This is a genomic window from Streptomyces sp. Q6 (assembly GCF_036967205.1).
GTDB classification, from domain to species: Bacteria; Actinomycetota; Actinomycetes; order Streptomycetales; family Streptomycetaceae; genus Streptomyces; species Streptomyces citrinus.
This window is the reverse complement of the sequence record NZ_CP146022.1, coordinates 4,460,334-4,475,442: the sequence shown is the minus strand read 5'-3', so window position 1 is coordinate 4,475,442 and position 15,109 is coordinate 4,460,334. Positions and strand designations below refer to the sequence as shown.

General features: G+C 73.0%; 13 protein-coding genes. 7 read left to right on the top strand and 6 right to left on the bottom strand.

What is annotated here, in order from left to right:
- The first annotated feature begins 43 nt into the window (after positions 1-43).
- A complete protein-coding gene (locus V2W30_RS20890; RefSeq protein ID WP_338703708.1) occupies positions 44-868 on the top strand; it encodes a glycosyltransferase family 2 protein in 825 nt (274 codons plus the stop codon).
- A 19-nt stretch (positions 869-887) separates the two neighbouring features.
- Here V2W30_RS20890 and V2W30_RS20885 read toward each other — a convergent pair whose 3' ends face one another.
- From V2W30_RS20885 to V2W30_RS20860, 6 genes are read right to left on the bottom strand one after another with little or no spacing between them, the layout of a single operon-like run.
- Complete coding sequence (locus V2W30_RS20885; protein WP_338698628.1) at positions 888-1,913, bottom strand: LCP family protein; 1,026 nt, start codon at positions 1,911-1,913, stop codon at positions 888-890.
- Positions 1,900-2,550: a glycosyltransferase gene (locus V2W30_RS20880; protein ID WP_338698626.1), complete on the bottom strand. Its 651-nt coding sequence runs from the start codon at positions 2,548-2,550 to the stop codon at positions 1,900-1,902. Before V2W30_RS20880 ends, V2W30_RS20885 begins: the two co-directional genes overlap by 14 nt.
- Positions 2,547-3,623, bottom strand: coding sequence for a glycosyltransferase family 4 protein (locus tag V2W30_RS20875; protein ID WP_338698624.1), 1,077 nt, complete (start codon positions 3,621-3,623; stop codon positions 2,547-2,549). The genes V2W30_RS20880 and V2W30_RS20875 overlap by 4 nt, the downstream gene beginning before the upstream one ends.
- Positions 3,620-4,111: a hypothetical protein gene (locus V2W30_RS20870; RefSeq protein WP_338698622.1), complete on the bottom strand. Its 492-nt coding sequence runs from the start codon at positions 4,109-4,111 to the stop codon at positions 3,620-3,622. The genes V2W30_RS20875 and V2W30_RS20870 overlap by 4 nt, the downstream gene beginning before the upstream one ends.
- A gap of 5 nt (positions 4,112-4,116) precedes the next feature.
- Entirely contained in the window at positions 4,117-5,163 is a 1,047-nt protein-coding gene (locus V2W30_RS20865; RefSeq protein WP_338698620.1) for an MraY family glycosyltransferase, read from the bottom strand.
- Positions 5,160-6,191, bottom strand: coding sequence for an NAD-dependent epimerase/dehydratase family protein (locus tag V2W30_RS20860; RefSeq protein ID WP_338698618.1), 1,032 nt, complete (start codon positions 6,189-6,191; stop codon positions 5,160-5,162). The genes V2W30_RS20865 and V2W30_RS20860 overlap by 4 nt, the downstream gene beginning before the upstream one ends.
- A 352-nt stretch (positions 6,192-6,543) precedes the next feature.
- Here V2W30_RS20860 and V2W30_RS20855 point away from each other — a divergent pair, with 352 nt between their 5' ends.
- The 6 genes from V2W30_RS20855 to V2W30_RS20830 all read left to right on the top strand — a co-directional run bounded on the left by V2W30_RS20855 (position 6,544) and on the right by V2W30_RS20830 (position 15,094).
- Positions 6,544-8,826: a 4Fe-4S dicluster domain-containing protein gene (locus tag V2W30_RS20855; protein ID WP_338698616.1), complete on the top strand. Its 2,283-nt coding sequence runs from the start codon at positions 6,544-6,546 to the stop codon at positions 8,824-8,826.
- A 220-nt stretch (positions 8,827-9,046) separates the two neighbouring features.
- Positions 9,047-9,439, top strand: coding sequence for a hypothetical protein (locus tag V2W30_RS20850; RefSeq protein ID WP_338698614.1), 393 nt, complete (start codon positions 9,047-9,049; stop codon positions 9,437-9,439).
- A 92-nt stretch (positions 9,440-9,531) separates the two neighbouring features.
- Positions 9,532-10,923 carry an FG-GAP repeat protein gene (locus tag V2W30_RS20845; RefSeq protein WP_338698612.1) on the top strand — a complete coding sequence of 464 codons (1,392 nt, stop codon included), beginning with the start codon at positions 9,532-9,534 and terminating at the stop codon, positions 10,921-10,923.
- Positions 10,924-11,064: 141 nt separating this feature from the next.
- Entirely contained in the window at positions 11,065-12,354 is a 1,290-nt protein-coding gene (locus V2W30_RS20840) for a VCBS repeat-containing protein (RefSeq protein WP_338698610.1), read from the top strand.
- Between the two features lie 181 nt (positions 12,355-12,535).
- Complete coding sequence (locus V2W30_RS20835) at positions 12,536-14,044, top strand: FG-GAP and VCBS repeat-containing protein (protein WP_338698608.1); 1,509 nt, start codon at positions 12,536-12,538, stop codon at positions 14,042-14,044.
- A 111-nt stretch (positions 14,045-14,155) separates the two neighbouring features.
- Entirely contained in the window at positions 14,156-15,094 is a 939-nt protein-coding gene (locus V2W30_RS20830; protein ID WP_338698606.1) for a Yip1 family protein, read from the top strand.
- The last annotated feature ends 15 nt before the right edge of the window (positions 15,095-15,109 follow it).

The window sequence follows — 15,109 nt, the reverse complement described above, 5'->3', positions numbered from 1 at the left end:
GCCTCCCGTGGAGCCGCCGAGACCGCCCCGCATCGCCGTCCTGATGACCAGCCACAACCGGTGCGCGACCACGCTCGCCGCCCTCGACGCCCTCGCGGCGCAGCGCGGACTGCCGCGCGGCACGTCCGTCCGCGTCCATCTGGTCGACGCGGGCTCGACGGACGGCACCCCGGACGCGGTGCGCCGCGCCCACCCCGGCGCGCAGGTGACCGTCGTCGGACCCGACGTGTTCTGGGGCCACGGCATGCGCCTCGCGAGCCGCAACAGCCGGGCCGCCGGCATCCACGAGCCGACGCACCAGCTGTGGCTCGGCCACGACGTGCGGCTCGCGCCCGACGCGCTGGCCCACCTCCTGCGCGCGTCCCGCGGCTTCGAGGACACGGCCGTCGTCGTGGGCGCCGTCCGGCACGACGGCGTCACCACGCACTCCGGGCGCCGGCTGCGCGGCCGCGCCCTCGTCCTCGTCGAGCCGACCGGGCGGCCCGAGCCCTGCGACACGTACGACGGCCGCGTGGTGCTGCTGCCGTGGGCGGTGCGCGAGCGGGTCGGCGACATCGACAAGGTGTTCCGGCACGGCATGGGCGACCACGACCACGGGCTGCGGGCCCGCCACGCGGGCATCGCCGCGTACGTCGCGCCGCGGCACGTCGGCGACTGCCCGCCCGACCCGCTGCTGCGCGGCTCGCGGGAGCCCGGCATCGGGGTGCGCGAGGCGCTGCGCCGCAGGGTGTCGCAGCGCGAGCTGCCGGTGCGGCAGTGGTGGGTCTACTGCGGGCGGCACGCGGGGGTGCGGGCGCCGGTCCTGATGGTGTCCCCGTACGTGGTGACGGTGGCCCGCGCTCTCGCGGCGAGCCGCACGTCACCGTGAAGGACCGCCGACTCCCCTGTCACAGCTCGTCGTTGTCCGGGTCGTACGCGTTGTAGAGGTGCGCGGGCAGCGGCTCGTCCTCGCGCAGCGCGTCGAACAGCGCCTCGGCCTGGTCCTCGACCGGTGTGTAGCGCCCCCAGTAGTCGGGGTGCTCCACGCTCGGAACGGTGACGATGGCCGTCCGCCCCTCGGGCACCTGGCCCGCGCCCTCCGCGAGCCCGTACAGCTCGCTCAGCGAGTCGAGCCCCTTGTCGGCGGTGAGCGCCGACGTGACGGCGTGCAGGACGGGGTAGAGCCGGGTCGTGTGGTCGAGCAGCCCGGCCTCCCGCACCTGCCCGAGCAGATCCCGCACGAACTCCTTCTGCCGCTCGATGCGTTGCAGGTCGCTGCCGTCGCCGACGCCGGTACGGCCGCGTACGAAGACGAGGGCCTCGGCGCCGTTCAGGTGCTGCTCGCCCTTGTGCAGGACGAGGTCGCCGTGGGGCACCTTCATCCGTTCGGGCACCTTCACGTCGACGCCGCCGAGCGCGTCCACGACCGTCTTGAACCCGGTGAAGTCCAGGACCAGGTGGTGGTCGACGCGGACGTCCGTCAGGTCCTCGAAGGTACGGATCGCGCAGGCCGCGCCGCCGCGCTCGAACGCCCAGTTGAACTGGGCGTACTCGGGCTCGCTGCGCTCCCCGTCCGGCAGCCGGCAGGCCGGGATGTCGACCATCAGGTCGCGCGGCACGCTCACCAGGGCCGCCCGCTTCCGGTCGGCCGACAGGTGCAGCAGCATCGTCGTGTCGGAGCGCTGGCTGTCCTTCGTGGCCTCGATGTCCGAGCCCATGATCAGGATGTTCTGCGCACCGGACCTGAGCGCGGCGGGCCGTCTGCCGTGGTCGGCGTCGAGGGCCTGGTCGGTGGCCTCGTCGGTGCGGATGTTGCCGTCGAGGCGGGCGTAGGCCCAGGCGCCCGCGCCGAGCGCGACCGTCAGGAGCAGACAGACGCCGAGGAGGGTGCGCCGCACCCAGGGCCGGGACGGGACAAGATCACGTAGTGCCATGCAGGACCCCTTCCACGCCGTGCCCGGACCGAGCCGCCGCGTCCTCGGCCGGTAACCGCTGCGCGTCGGCGCGGCAGGCCCGGCGCAGACACGCCAACCGGCGTGGCCGGGTGAGGAGTTCGGCGACCGCGTCGGCGTAGGCGCCCCGGTCGTCGGGGGTGACGACGGCGTTGCGGCCGTCATCCAGACAGCCGAACTCGGGGGCGTGGACCGGCCACCGCGTCGTGACCAGCGGCGTGCGCAGCGCGAACGCGTCGGCCGCGCACGGCCCCACGAGGCCCGGCATCAGCATCACGTCGGCCGCCGCGCCGAGCAGCGCCTTGTCCGGCCCGTCGACCGGGCCCACGGACACGACGTGCGGCCCGTGCCGCTCGACCGCCGCGCGCCGCTCCCCGTCACCGGCGACGAGCAGCCGGAACCCGGGCAGCCGGTCCGCCACGGCGTCGGCGGCGGCCAGCAGGAACGGGACGCGCTGTGCGGCGTCGAGGCCGCCGACGTAGAGGCCGGTGAGGCCGGGGGTGAGCCCGTGCCGGGTCCGCAGCTCCCGCACCTGCTCGGCGGTGACGGCGTCGCGGGCGGCCGCCAGGGCGCGGGCGCCCAGGCGGTCGTGGGGGACGGTGCCCCGCGCGCCCCTCACGCGAACTCCCGCGCACCGGCCCGCACCACGGCGGCGTACAGCCGCTCGGTGCCGGTCACCCACTGGGTCTCGCCGTACGTCTCCTCGTACCGCGCACGGCAGTGCGCGCGCAGGGTGGGGAACACGAGGGACGCGGCGCGCAGGGCCGCGGGGAGCGAGGCGTCCCAGGAGGCGACCGTGCCGGTGCCCTCGGCGCGGACCGTGCGGGCCGTCGGGGAGCCGTCGAAGGCGAGGACGGGCAGGCCCGCGGCGAGCGCCTCGGAGTAGACGAGCGGGAGGCCGTCGTCGAAGCGGCCGGGCAGCACGAGGCCCTGGTAGCGGCCGAGGCGCCGGACGAGGCCGGCGTGCTCCACGACCCCGCGGAACGTCACGGAGTCCGGGGCCGCGGCCCGGCACTCGCGTTCCCGGGGCCCGCCGCCGAACACGTCGAGGCGCTGCCCGGCGGGCCAGCGCCGCAGGAGTTCGGTGATGCCCTGCTCCTGGGCCAGCCGCCCCGCGTAGACCCAGACCGGCTCGGGGCGCATGGCGCCGCGGGTGCCGTCGGGCACGAAGTGCGGCACGAGCGCGAGCCGCTCCGGCGCGACACCGGCCCGCGTGTACCGGGCGCGGCTCGTCTCGGACAGCACGATCAGCCGGTCGGCCCGTCGCAGCAGCGGGTCGTCGGCGGTCCCGCCCCGCGACGCCCACGCGAGGGGCAGTCTCGCGCCCCGTGAGCCGCCGTAGCGGCCGTCCCGGTGCAGGCCGGCGGAGGCGCACGGCGGGTGGTGGTCGTGCAGCGTGGCGACGAGCGGCCCGGTCCAGTCGGCGACCCAGGAGCGGCCGGGGTCGGCGGAGACGTGGTGGACGTGCACCACGTCGGGGCGCAGCGCGCGCAGCGCCGCCACCGGGTCTCCGCCGTGCCCGGTCGTCACGGTGACGGTACGGCGGGCGGTCGCGTATCCGGGCGTGCGGCGCAGGTCGTCGGCGTCGGCGGCGACGAGGTGCACGTCGTGGCCCGCGCGGCCGAGGGCGGCGGCCTGGCCGAGCACGGCCTCGTCGTCGCCGCCGCGACGGTGCACGAACGCGATCCTCACGCGAACACCTCCCCCGACCGTACGAGGGTCAGGTCGTCCCCGAACTCCCCTGCGCCGGCGAGGACTTCGGGCAGTTCCGGCACGTGGTCGACCTGGAGCAGCACCCGCTCGCCCGGCGCCACGACGTCCTCCCACACCCCGTCGAGCCGCCGGGTCCACTGGCGGTCCCGCTCGCCGAGCGCGTACGGGAGCACGCTCCACTCCAGGTCCCGCGCGGCGAGACGGCGCACTTTGGCGCGCGGCCCGCCGAACGGCTGGAAGGAGACGATCCGTCCCCGGTACCCGGCCCGGCGCAGGCCGCGCCCGAAGCGGCCGTGGTGCGCTCCGGAGTCGAGCACCAGGTCGATCTCGTAATGGGTGAGCTGGCGCACCAGTTCAGCGGTCCGGCCGATGCCGATCATCTTCGTTCTCCCTCGCGCGTACGACATGTGCGGCCGCCCGTGGCCGCTCACCGCGGTGCCGGCCACGGTCCGGGCCGTGGCGGTCACCTCTCTCAACCCCGCACCAGATCGACGGAGTGGGGCGCCTCGGCGGCGCGCACCCGTCGCCGCGCCGCGTACACCGGCACCCGCAGCAGCAGGCCCACCGCCACCGCGGCGGCCCCGCCCAGCCACCACACCACCGAGGCGCCGACCGTGCCCCGGTGCAGCAGCACGCCGGTGACCGTGCCGAGCCCGGCGGCGGCGCCGAGCACGACCGCGACCCCGGGCACGGTCAGGCCGAGCCGCCGCAGCCGGTGCGCGATGTGGTCCGAGCCGCCGCGCAGCAGCCCGCGCCCGGCCCTGCGCCGGGACACCAGGACGAGCACGGCGTCGGCGCTGACCACGACGGTCAGGGCGAACAGCGCGGCCGGTGAGGCGGGCGCGTCGTGCCCGGCGTTCACGAGCAGCGCCGCGCACGCGATCAGGAACCCGGTGGACAGCGCCCCGCAGCCGCCCAGGAGCATTCGCGCCGGATGCCAGTTGTACGTCAGGAACCCGGTCAGCGCGGCGGCGAGCAGCCCGAGGAGCACGGCGAGCGAGCCGGTCCCCTCCGCCCCCGCGCACACGCACAGGCCGAGCGAGGTGACGACGCCGACGGTGCCCACGGCCCCGTCGCAGGTGTCGAGCACGTGGAAGGCGTTCGTCACGAAGACGATCCACAGGACCGTCAACGCACCGACGAACAGGCCGAGTTGGGTGCCGTGCACGACGACGGTCGCCGCTCCCGCCTGCACGATGATCCGCGCCCGCGCGCCCACCGGCCGCAGGTCGTGCAGCAGCCCGAGCAGGGCGACGGCGCCGGTGGCGAGCAGCAGGGTGGCGGTGGTGGAGCCGAGCGGGGCGAGCCCGGTGAGGGCGCCGGCCGCCGAGACGCCGCCGGTCGTGAGCGTCACGGCGAGCCCGCCGAGGTGCGGGACGGGCCTGGTGTGCGGCGTGCGGGCGCCGGGCCGTACGACACCGAAGGACGTGCGCAGCGCGAGGACGCGCAGCGCGGCGGTGAGGGCGGCGGCGAGCAGCAGGGCGGTCGCGGCGGCCGCGATCCCGTACAGCACGCTCATACCCGGGCCGGGGCGGGCGGGAAGGACAGCGGGGCGCCGGGTCCGGGGAAGCCGCCTCCGGCGTCGACGAGCGCCGCGTCGACGATGTCGGTCAGTCCCGACCGGGGTTCCCATCCGGTGAGCGCGCGCAGCTTGCGGGTGTCGGGGACGCGCCGCTCCGGGTCCTCGAACCCGTGGCCGGCCGCGGCCACCTCCTCGTACGGGACGAACCGCAGCGGCGACGGTGAGCCCGCGCGCTCGACGATCAGGCCCGCGAGGTCGCCGACGCTGGTCTCCTCGGCGCTGCCGACGTCGAAGACCTCGCCGACGGCGCCGGGGTGGTCGAGCAGGCGCAGCAGCGCGTCGACGACGTCCGCGACGTGCGTGAGGCAGCGCCGCTGGGTGCCGTCGCCGTGGATCGTGAGCGGCAGGCCCGCGACGGCCTGCGCGGCGAGCCGCGGGACGAGCGCGCCGTGGGCGGGCGACTGGCGCGGGCCGGCGGTGTCGAAGAGGCGGGCGATCGTCACCGGCAGGCCGTGCTCGCGGTGGAAGCCGAGGGCGAGGATCTCGTCGGCGGCCTTCGCGGTGGCGTACGACCAGCGGGCGACCGTCGTCGGGCCGAGGACGCGGTCGGCGGCCTCGGCGACCGGGCCCGCGCCGTTGCCGCCGTAGATCTCGCAGGACGAGGCGAGCAGCAGCGGGCGGCCGTGCCGGTGCGCGGCCTCGACGACGGTCTCGGTGCCGCGCACGTTCGTGGTGAACGACTTCAGCGGCTGTTCGGCGACGAGCCGTGCGCCGACGGCGGCGGCCAGGTGCACGACCCGGTCGCAGCGGCCCATGAGTTCGTCGACGAGCCGCGCGTCGAGGACCGAGCCGCGCACGAAGCGGAGCTTCGGGTCGGGCCAGGCGGTGGCCAGGTTGGTGCGGTCGCCGGTGGAGAGGTCGTCGAGCACGACGGCGGTGTGGCCGTGCGCGAGCAGCGCGTCGGCGAGGTGCGAGCCGATGAAGCCCGCGCCTCCGGTGACCAGGTACGTCAGGGGTGCGGTCATCGTGGGCCCCTCGGTGAAGTTGCGGTATCGGGGTGACACCGGTGGGGCACGCCCGTCCGGAGCCCTACATAAGCTATTCCGTTATGTCCAAATATGGAGCGAATAACACGATCTGCTTTGGCGTCGGACCCACCGGACCGCACCCCGGAACGACCCTGATCAGCCGCGCGCGGCGCCGTGAGGGTTGCCTCAGCGACGCAGATCACGAACGCGACGACTACATTGCGTCTCCGTAAGTGGGTAGTCTCAGACGGACTACATAAGTTACCGCTTAGTAATCAGGCTGATGGGAATCCCGACCCCTCATCAGCCGTCCTCAAAGACTCCCCTCGCAGGCCCGAGGAGCCCTCAAATGCAACTCGCCGCGATCATCGTGTCGCTGGTTACGATCGTGGTCGGCGCGGCCCTGTTCGTCCGCGCCCTCCTTCAGATCTACAACTTCATGCGGCTCGGCCAGAACGTGCCCGCGGGCACCCGCACCGACGAGCCGGTGCAGCGCACCGTCACGGTGGCCAAGGAATTCCTCGGCCACACCCGGATGAACCGCTGGGGCATCGTCGGTGTCGCGCACTGGTTCGTGGCGGTGGGCTTCTTCTCGCTGCTGCTGACGATCGTCAACGCCATCGGCCAGCTCTTCCAGGCCGACTGGCTGCTGCCGATCGTCGGCGAGTGGGCCCCGTACAACATGTTCGTGGAGCTGATCGGCACCCTGACGGTCATCGGGATCGCGGTCCTGATCGTCGTCCGCCAGCTGTCCCACCCGCGCAAGCCGGGCCGCAAGTCCCGGTTCGCCGGCTCCAACTTCGGCCAGGCGTACTTCGTCGAGGCCGTCATCCTCATCGTCGGCGTCTGCATCTTCCTGCTGCACGCCCTCGAAGGCGCCCAGCACCACGTGGACAGCTACGAGGCGTCGTTCTTCATCTCGTACCCGGTGGTCTCCTGGTTCGAGGGCATGGACACCTCCACGCTCCAGAACCTCACGTACTTCTTCGCCGGCCTGAAGATCGCGACCTCCTTCATCTGGATGATCACGGTCGCCCTGAAGACCGACATGGGTGTCGCCTGGCACCGCTTCCTCGCCTTCCCGAACATCTGGTTCAAGCGGAACGCGCGGGGCGACGTGTCGCTGGGCGCCCTGCTGCCGATGACCTCGGGCGGCAAGGAGATCGACTTCGAGGACCCGGGCGAGGACGACACCTTCGGCGTCAGCCAGATCGAGCAGTTCAGCTGGAAGGGCCTGCTCGACTTCTCCACCTGCACCGAGTGCGGCCGCTGCCAGTCGCAGTGCCCCGCGTGGAACACCGGCAAGCCGCTCTCCCCGAAGCTCCTCATCATGTCGCTGCGCGACCACGCGCACGCCAAGGCCCCGTACCTGCTCGCCGGTGGCGGCAAGTCCATGGAGGGCGAGGAGAAGGCGACCGAGGAGCAGCTCAAGGACGTCCCCGCGGCGGCCCTCGCCGAGGCCGAGCGCCCCCTCATCGGCACCGCCGAGGAGAACGGCGTCATCGACCCCGACGTCCTGTGGTCCTGCACCACCTGCGGCGCCTGCGTCGAGCAGTGCCCGGTCGACATCGAGCACATCGACCACATCGTCGACATGCGCCGCTACCAGGTGATGATCGAGAGCGCGTTCCCGTCGGAGGCGGGCACGATGCTCAAGAACCTGGAGAAGAAGGGCAACCCCTGGGGCCTGGCGAAGAAGCAGCGCCTGGAGTGGCTCAAGGAGCTCGACTTCGAGGTGCCGGTCGTCGGCAAGGACATCGAGGACCTCACCGAGGTCGAGTACCTCTACTGGGTCGGCTGCGCCGGCGCCCTGGAGGACCGCGCGAAGAAGACCACCAAGGCCTTCGCCGAGCTGCTCAACATCGCGGGCGTCAAGTTCGCGATCATGGGCGGCGACGAGAAGTGCACCGGTGACTCCGCCCGCCGCCTCGGCAACGAGCCGCTGTTCCAGCAGCTCGGCCAGGAGAACGTCATGGCGCTCAACATGGCGTTCGGCGAGGAGCTCGACGACGACGGCAAGGTCGTCCCCGAGTCGGCCAAGCCGAAGTCGGCGAAGAAGATCGTCGCGACCTGCCCGCACTGCCTCAACACCATCGGCAACGAGTACCCGCAGCTCGGCGGTGATTACGAAGTAATCCACCACACCCAGCTGCTCCAGCACCTCGTCGACGAGGGCAAGCTCGTCCCCGTCACGCCGGTCGAGGGCATCATCACGTACCACGACCCGTGCTACCTGGGCCGCCACAACAAGATCTACACGCCGCCGCGCGAGATCATCGGCAAGGTCCCGGGCCTGCGCAACGAGGAGATGCACCGCCACAAGGAGCGGGGCTTCTGCTGCGGCGCCGGTGGCGCGCGGATGTGGATGGAGGAGCGGATCGGCAAGCGCATCAACAACGAGCGCGTCGACGAGGCCCTCTCCCTCAACCCGGACATCGTCTCCACCGCCTGCCCGTTCTGCCTCGTCATGCTGACCGACTCGGTCAACGGCAAGAAGAACGACGGCAAGGCCAAGGAGTCCATCCAGGTCGTCGACGTCGCGCAGCTGCTGCTCGACTCCGTCAGGACGCCGGTCGACCCGGCGGGCGACGAGGAGTCGGCGGACGCCCCGGAGCCGGAGCCGGTGAAGTAGTCCGGCCCCCGTCCCACCCACGGACCCCGTCCTCCGCACCGCGCGGAGGGCGGGGTCCGTCGTCCGCCACGGGGGAACCGGCCACGAATCGGCCACACAAAGCCGCGATCCCGTACGGAACACGCGGCTGCGCGCACGGTCGGCCTGGACCCCGGCGAGGACGGGCACGTCGCTCCGGAGTCCGCCACCACCGCCGACTTCGACGGGGACGGGCGCGCGGGTGTTCCTGTCGAACCACTGCGTCGACCACGAGGACGAGACGACGCCCCCGTGCGCCGCGCTGCTCAGCCGCGAGGAAACCGCCGAGGGACAGCTCGCCGAGGCGCCCGTCCCGGACACCCACGACTTCGCCAACGGGCCGATCACCGACGGCCGCCACTCCCCGGACGCGGGCGACGCCGACGGCGACGGCGACGGCCTGGCCGATCTCCTCGTCAAGGACAGCGACGGCGACGGCCGCGACGACGTGGCCCTCTTCCTGCCCCCGCACGAGCGCCGCACAGACATGTACCTGGTGCTGCACGGCGGCGCCGACGGCCCGTCCGCCTCCCGGACCGCCCCCTTCGCGACCACGGACGTGGGGGTGAGCCGCACCCCGGCCGACGGACGGTGAACTCGCGGCGTCCTGCGTACAACCACCAGCCCAGCCCCACGCGTCACACCAGTGAACCGACGCAACATCCGTTCTTCCCCCTGGAGTTGACCGTGCGCATCAGGAAGCTGGCCGTCGCCATAGGTGTGGCCGCCCTCGCCGCAGGCGGCCTCACCCTCCCCCTCGCGGGGACCGCGTCCGCCGCGAGCACCCTCAAGGACGACTACAACGGCGACGGGTACCGGGACCTCGCCATCGGCACGCCCAAGGCCAACTCCGTGACGATCACCTACGGTTCGGCCTCCGGCGCCGGTCCCGCCAGGTCCGTCACCGTCACGCAGGAGAGCGCCGGCGTCCCCGGTGTCACCGAGCCCGAGGACGAGTTCGGCGAGAACGTCTCCAGCGGCGACGTGAACCACGACGGCTACGCCGACCTGATCATCGGCGCCCCCGGCGAGCAGGTCGCCGACTGGGCGTCCGGCGCCGTCACCGTCATGTGGGGCGGCTCCGGCGGCCTCACCCACGGCGCGCAGGTCTACCACGCGCCGACCGCCGACGACGAACGGTTCGGCGAGGGCACCGTCTTCGTCGACCTCGACGGCGACGACTGGGCCCAGCTGTCCGTCGTGAGCGCCAAGAAGTGGTGGTGGTACGGGGACGGCACACCGGCGACCGCGTACGCGCCCGAGGTCGAGTTCGTCCCCGACGACGTGACCCTGGAGGGGCAGACGGCCGCGCAGTTCCACGGCGTCGGCGTCGGCGAGACGTACACGTACGTCCTCTACGGCAAACACGCCGACGGCAGCCCGTACACCGGCTGGGTCAACGGCGGCGCCGGCGACATCGGTTACTACTCCGGGCAGATCGACGGCAACTACACCGGCTCCACCACGGAGGCCGCCGCCACCGGCGACGTCAACTGCGACGGCTACCCCGACCTGGTCACCGGACAGGCCGACGAGAACTCGATCTGGGTGTTCTGGGGCGGCTCCACCATCTTCGGCGACGAGATGGAGGGCATGGACAAGGTCACCCAGGACAGCGGTGACGTGCCCGGCGCGACGGAGACCGAGGACCGCTTCGGCGCGTCCGTCGCCGTCGGCGACCTCGACAACGACGGCTGCGACGACGTCGCCGTCGGCGCGCCCGGCGAGACCGTCGACGGCATCAAGGGCACCGGCTCCGTCGTCGTCCTCAAGGGCAGGACCGGCTCCCTCACCACGGGCCGCGCCTACCACCAGGCGACCACCGGGGTACCCGGCACCGCCGAGACCGGCGACGCGTTCGGCTCGTCGCTGCGTTTCAAGGACATCAACGGCGGCGGCCGCGCGGAACTCGCGATCGGCGCGTCCGGCGAGGACATCGGCACCAAGGCCGACGCGGGCGCCGTCACCGTGCTGCGCGGCAGCTCCCCGTACCTGACGACGACGTCGGCGACGTCCTTCAACGGCGCGGACTTCGGACTCCCGAGCGCGGGCATCCGGTTCGGCACCACCCTGCGCTGAGCGGCCGGACCGGGCGGCGGGCGGTGAACGTGACCAACCCGGCACCTCCCGCCCCTTAACGATCCCCCGCCCCGTCGGCATCATGAACCGCAGGACACAGTTCGCATACGGAATACGGCTGACGGCGGGGCGGGGCGGGACATGGCGACAACGGGCACACACAGACACGGCTGCCGAGCCGGGGCACTGGGCGCCGCGCTGCTCGCCGCCACGCTCACCGCCTGCGGCGGCGCCTCCCCGCCGGACGCCGCCGCCTCGCACAGCCCCGTCGCACTGGCGAACAAGGACGCCGTCGCCGCCGCGCAGCCGATCCCGCGCGGCACCGGCGCCACGCCCCCGGCCGGCACCCCGGACTTCAACGGCGACGGCGCCCCCGACCTCGTCCTCGACGACCTCGCGCACGACGACGGCGGCGACGACCCCGGCATCGGCATCGTCTACGGGAAGAAGAAGCACGGACTGGTGCCCGCGGCACGGCAGTTGCTGTCCCCGGCGAAGTACGCGGCGCCGACGAAGGGGCAGACCCCGGCGGCGTTCGGCTCCGAGGCGGCCTGCGACCTGAACGCGGACGGCTTCTCCGACCTGGTCGTCTCCACGGACCCGCCCTACGACGGCCAGGGCATGCCCCCGGTCCCGCTCCAGCTCCTGTTCGGCTCGCCGAAGGGGATCGCCGGGCAGGGCGTGAAGCTCCGCATCCCCGCGCAGGCACGTTTCGGCAACGACTGGCCGGACCAGCCGGTGTGCGGCGACTTCGACGGCGACGGCAAGGACGACCTCGTCGTCCACGCGAGCGGCGGCCGACTGACGTACCTCCCGGGCCCGTTCACGCGCGCGGGCGCGTCGCGCGGGACGCCCCGCGTCGCACAGTCCTCAGGAAACGTTCCGGCAGTCGCCGCCGACGTGAACGCGGACGGCGCCGACGACGTCCTGGTCCGCGCCCACAACGGCACCGCCCGCTCGGCCGTCGTCCTCGGCGGCCCCACCGGACCCGGCCGCCCCGGCGCGGCCTACCCGGCGGGCACCGACGCGGCGTTCGGCGACTTCGGCACGGCCGTCCTGACCCCGAGCGGCCTCAAGGTCTACGCGGGCCAGGGCGCCGCCGCCCGCACGGTACGGGTCGACGGCAGCGCGCTCGACACGGGCGACCTCGACGGCGACGGCCGCACCGACCTCGTCGTCTCGGGCGACGGCACCGACATCCGCCTGGTCGGCGGCGGCACCCGCCCGGTCGCCGGATCACCGGGCACGGGCCGCGTCGTCGCGGTGGCGGACTTCGACGGCGACGGCCGGGACGACGTGGTCCTCCAGCGCACCTCCGACGCCTCACCCGGCAAGGACTCCGTGGTGGTCCTGCCCGGCAGCGCCACATCCACCCTGCTGGCAGCCGCCCCGCAACTCACCTTCAGCACCACGCAGTTCACACCCCGCTGACCCCATCACCAAGACCGCGCAAAACTCACCTGCCCCGTACAACCATCGCGTCACACCAGGTGTCTCCTGTTCGCCAACCGGCGGGCTGCGTCCGGGACAACTCCCGGCAAACGCGTGCCAAACGGCACTCCGCCGACGGGATGTCCGCCAGACATCCCCCTCTTCCCGCAGGAGCCACCACATGGGCAAGCACAGACGCCTCCCCACCCCCTCCCCGACCCGCATCCGCCTCGCCACCGCGACGGCCACCGCAGCCGCCGTCACCGGCGGCCTGCTCGCCGCCTCCGCGGGCAGCGCCGGCGCGGCCGACTCGATGACGCACCAGGAGGCCGACTTCAACGGGGACGGCTACGGCGACGTCGCCTTCTCCGCCGGGAACGCCACCGTGGCCGGACAGAAGGGCGCCGGCCAGATCGTCGCCCTCTACGGCTCGGCGAGCGGCATCACCTCCACCAAGCGCGCCACCATCAGCCAGAACACCACGGGCATCCCGGGCACCTCCGAGACCAACGACGCGTTCGGCTGGGTCAGCGCCTACGGCGACTTCAACCACGACGGCTACGACGACCTCGCCGTCTCCGCCGAGCACGAGAAGGTCGGCACCGACGCCGACGGCGGCACCGTCGCCATCCTGTGGGGCTCCGCCTCCGGCCTGACCAGCGGCACCACCCTCGCCGACCCGGCGGTCTCCTCGCACGACCGGTGGGGCCGGACCCTCGCCGCGGGCGACTTCGACGGCGACGGCGTCGAGGACCTCGCCGTCGGCTCGTCCGCCAGCACGGTCTACGTCTTCAAGGGCGGGATCTCCAAGTCCGGCACGGCGGGCGGCCGGTACACGATCAAGCCGAACATCCAGAGCGGCGTGCCCACCGGCCCCCTCATGCTGTTCGCCGGTGACGTCAACGGCGACAACAAGACCGACCTCGTCGTCGACGGCTACGAGACCGACAGCGACTACGGCTGGAACACGAACTACTACGTCCCCGGCTCCGCCTCCGGCCTGACCATGACCGGCGCCAAGGAGCTCAAGCGCGGCGTCATCACCGGCATCGGCGACATCAACGGCGACGGCTTCGGCGACATCGTCACCGGCCAGGACTGGGACCCCGCCAAGTCCGGCGACTCCGAGCCCTCCGTCCCCGAGTCCGTCATCGGCGGCCAGGTCCACGTCAGCTACGGCTCCACCACGGGCCCCGGCGCCTTCGCCAACGTCACCCAGAACACCGGGAACGTCCCCGGCGGCTCCGAGCGCGGCGACGGATTCGGCGGCGAACTCTCCCTCGGCGACATCAACGGCGACGGCTACGCCGACCTCGCCGTGGGCGCCATGGGCGAGGACCTGAACGGCATCAGCAACGCCGGTTCCGTCACCGTCCTCTACGGCTCCGCCACCGGCCTCAACACCACGTCCGGCACCCAGTTCCTGGCCCAGTCCACGCCCGGCGTCCCCGGCTCGGACGAGACGGACGACTCCTTCGGCAGCGAGGTCAAGCTCACCGACGTCAACAACGACGGCAAGGCCGACCTCACCGTCGCCGCGTACTACGAGAACACCGGGAACGGCGCGCTGACCTACCTGCCGTCCGACGGCACGCAGATCACCACCACCGGTTCCCGCGGCATCGCCCCGTCCGCCGTCGGCGTCGACACCGCGGGCCAGCCGATCTTCGGCGGCAACGCCGCCAACTGACGCTCCCCGAGCAGCAGTTCCCCCCGCACCACCGGTGCCGTGCCCGCTCCCCGGGCCCGGCACCGCCCCCTTCCTCGGGTGACTCGCCCCCTAAGGCCCACCCCGTAAGGGATGTCACAGCTCAGCCGCAATGCCGGGCCCGATCCCCCGGGCCCGGCATCGGCCCCCGTAAAACCAGGTACGTTCGAGTACGTGGCTGGATTCAGGAACGGACGCGGCCGGGACAACCGCGAAGCGCCCCCGCAGTACTACGGGGGCCAGCAGCAGTGGCCCCAGAACAACGGCGGCAACGCCCACGGCGCGTACGGGGCCCAGGGGGGACACGGCGGACACGGCGAGCCCGAGTACTTCGGCGACCCGCACACACCCCACCCCCAGGGCGGCTACGACCCGTACGCGGCGAACAACCCCGGCCACACCCAGGCGTTCTCGGTGAACCCCGACGACCCCGACCCCTACACCCAGGGCTCCACCTACCAGGCGGGCTCGGCCCCGGCCGGGCCGATCGGCCCCCGCCTGCACTGGAAGCAGCTCCTGAGCGGGATCGTGCTGCGCCCGGCGCCCACCTACCTCCAGATGCGCGACTACGCGATGTGGGCCCCGGCCCTCATCGTGACGTTCCTCTACGGACTGCTCGCGATCTTCGGCTTCGACGGCGCCCGCGAGGACGTGATCAACGCCACCCTGTCGTCGGCGATCCCGTACGTCCTGACGACCGGCGTCGCCGTCACGATCAGCTTCTTCATCCTCGGCGTGGTCACCCACACGCTGGCCCGCCAGCTCGGCGGCGACGGCGCGTGGCAGCCCACGGTCGGCATGTCGATGCTGATCGCGTGCCTGACGGACGCGCCCCGCCTGCTCGTCGGCATGTTCCTCGGCGGCGACGAGATGTTCGTGCAACTCCTCGGCTGGGCGACCTGGCTCGCGGCCGGCGCGCTGCTCACCACGATGGTCTCCAAGTCCCACGACCTGCCGTGGCCGAAGGCGCTGGCGGCATCGGCGATCCAGCTGATCGCGCTGCTCTCGATCATCAAGCTCGGCACGTTCTGACCCGCACGACCCGCA

Excerpts from the sequence above, each read along its gene's own strand:
- V2W30_RS20890 (WP_338703708.1), top strand. The coding sequence starts at position 44 with ATGACCAGCCACAACCGGTGCGCGACCACGCTCGCCGCCCTCGACGCC.
- V2W30_RS20885 (WP_338698628.1), bottom strand. The coding sequence starts at position 1,913 with ATGGCACTACGTGATCTTGTCCCGTCCCGGCCCTGGGTGCGGCGCACC.
- V2W30_RS20865 (WP_338698620.1), bottom strand. The coding sequence starts at position 5,163 with ATGAGCGTGCTGTACGGGATCGCGGCCGCCGCGACCGCCCTGCTGCTC.
- V2W30_RS20860 (WP_338698618.1), bottom strand. The coding sequence starts at position 6,191 with ATGACCGCACCCCTGACGTACCTGGTCACCGGAGGCGCGGGCTTCATC.
- V2W30_RS20855 (WP_338698616.1), top strand. The coding sequence starts at position 6,544 with ATGCAACTCGCCGCGATCATCGTGTCGCTGGTTACGATCGTGGTCGGC.
- V2W30_RS20840 (WP_338698610.1), top strand. The coding sequence starts at position 11,065 with ATGGCGACAACGGGCACACACAGACACGGCTGCCGAGCCGGGGCACTG.
- V2W30_RS20835 (WP_338698608.1), top strand. The coding sequence starts at position 12,536 with ATGGGCAAGCACAGACGCCTCCCCACCCCCTCCCCGACCCGCATCCGC.
- V2W30_RS20830 (WP_338698606.1), top strand. The coding sequence starts at position 14,156 with ATGTCACAGCTCAGCCGCAATGCCGGGCCCGATCCCCCGGGCCCGGCA.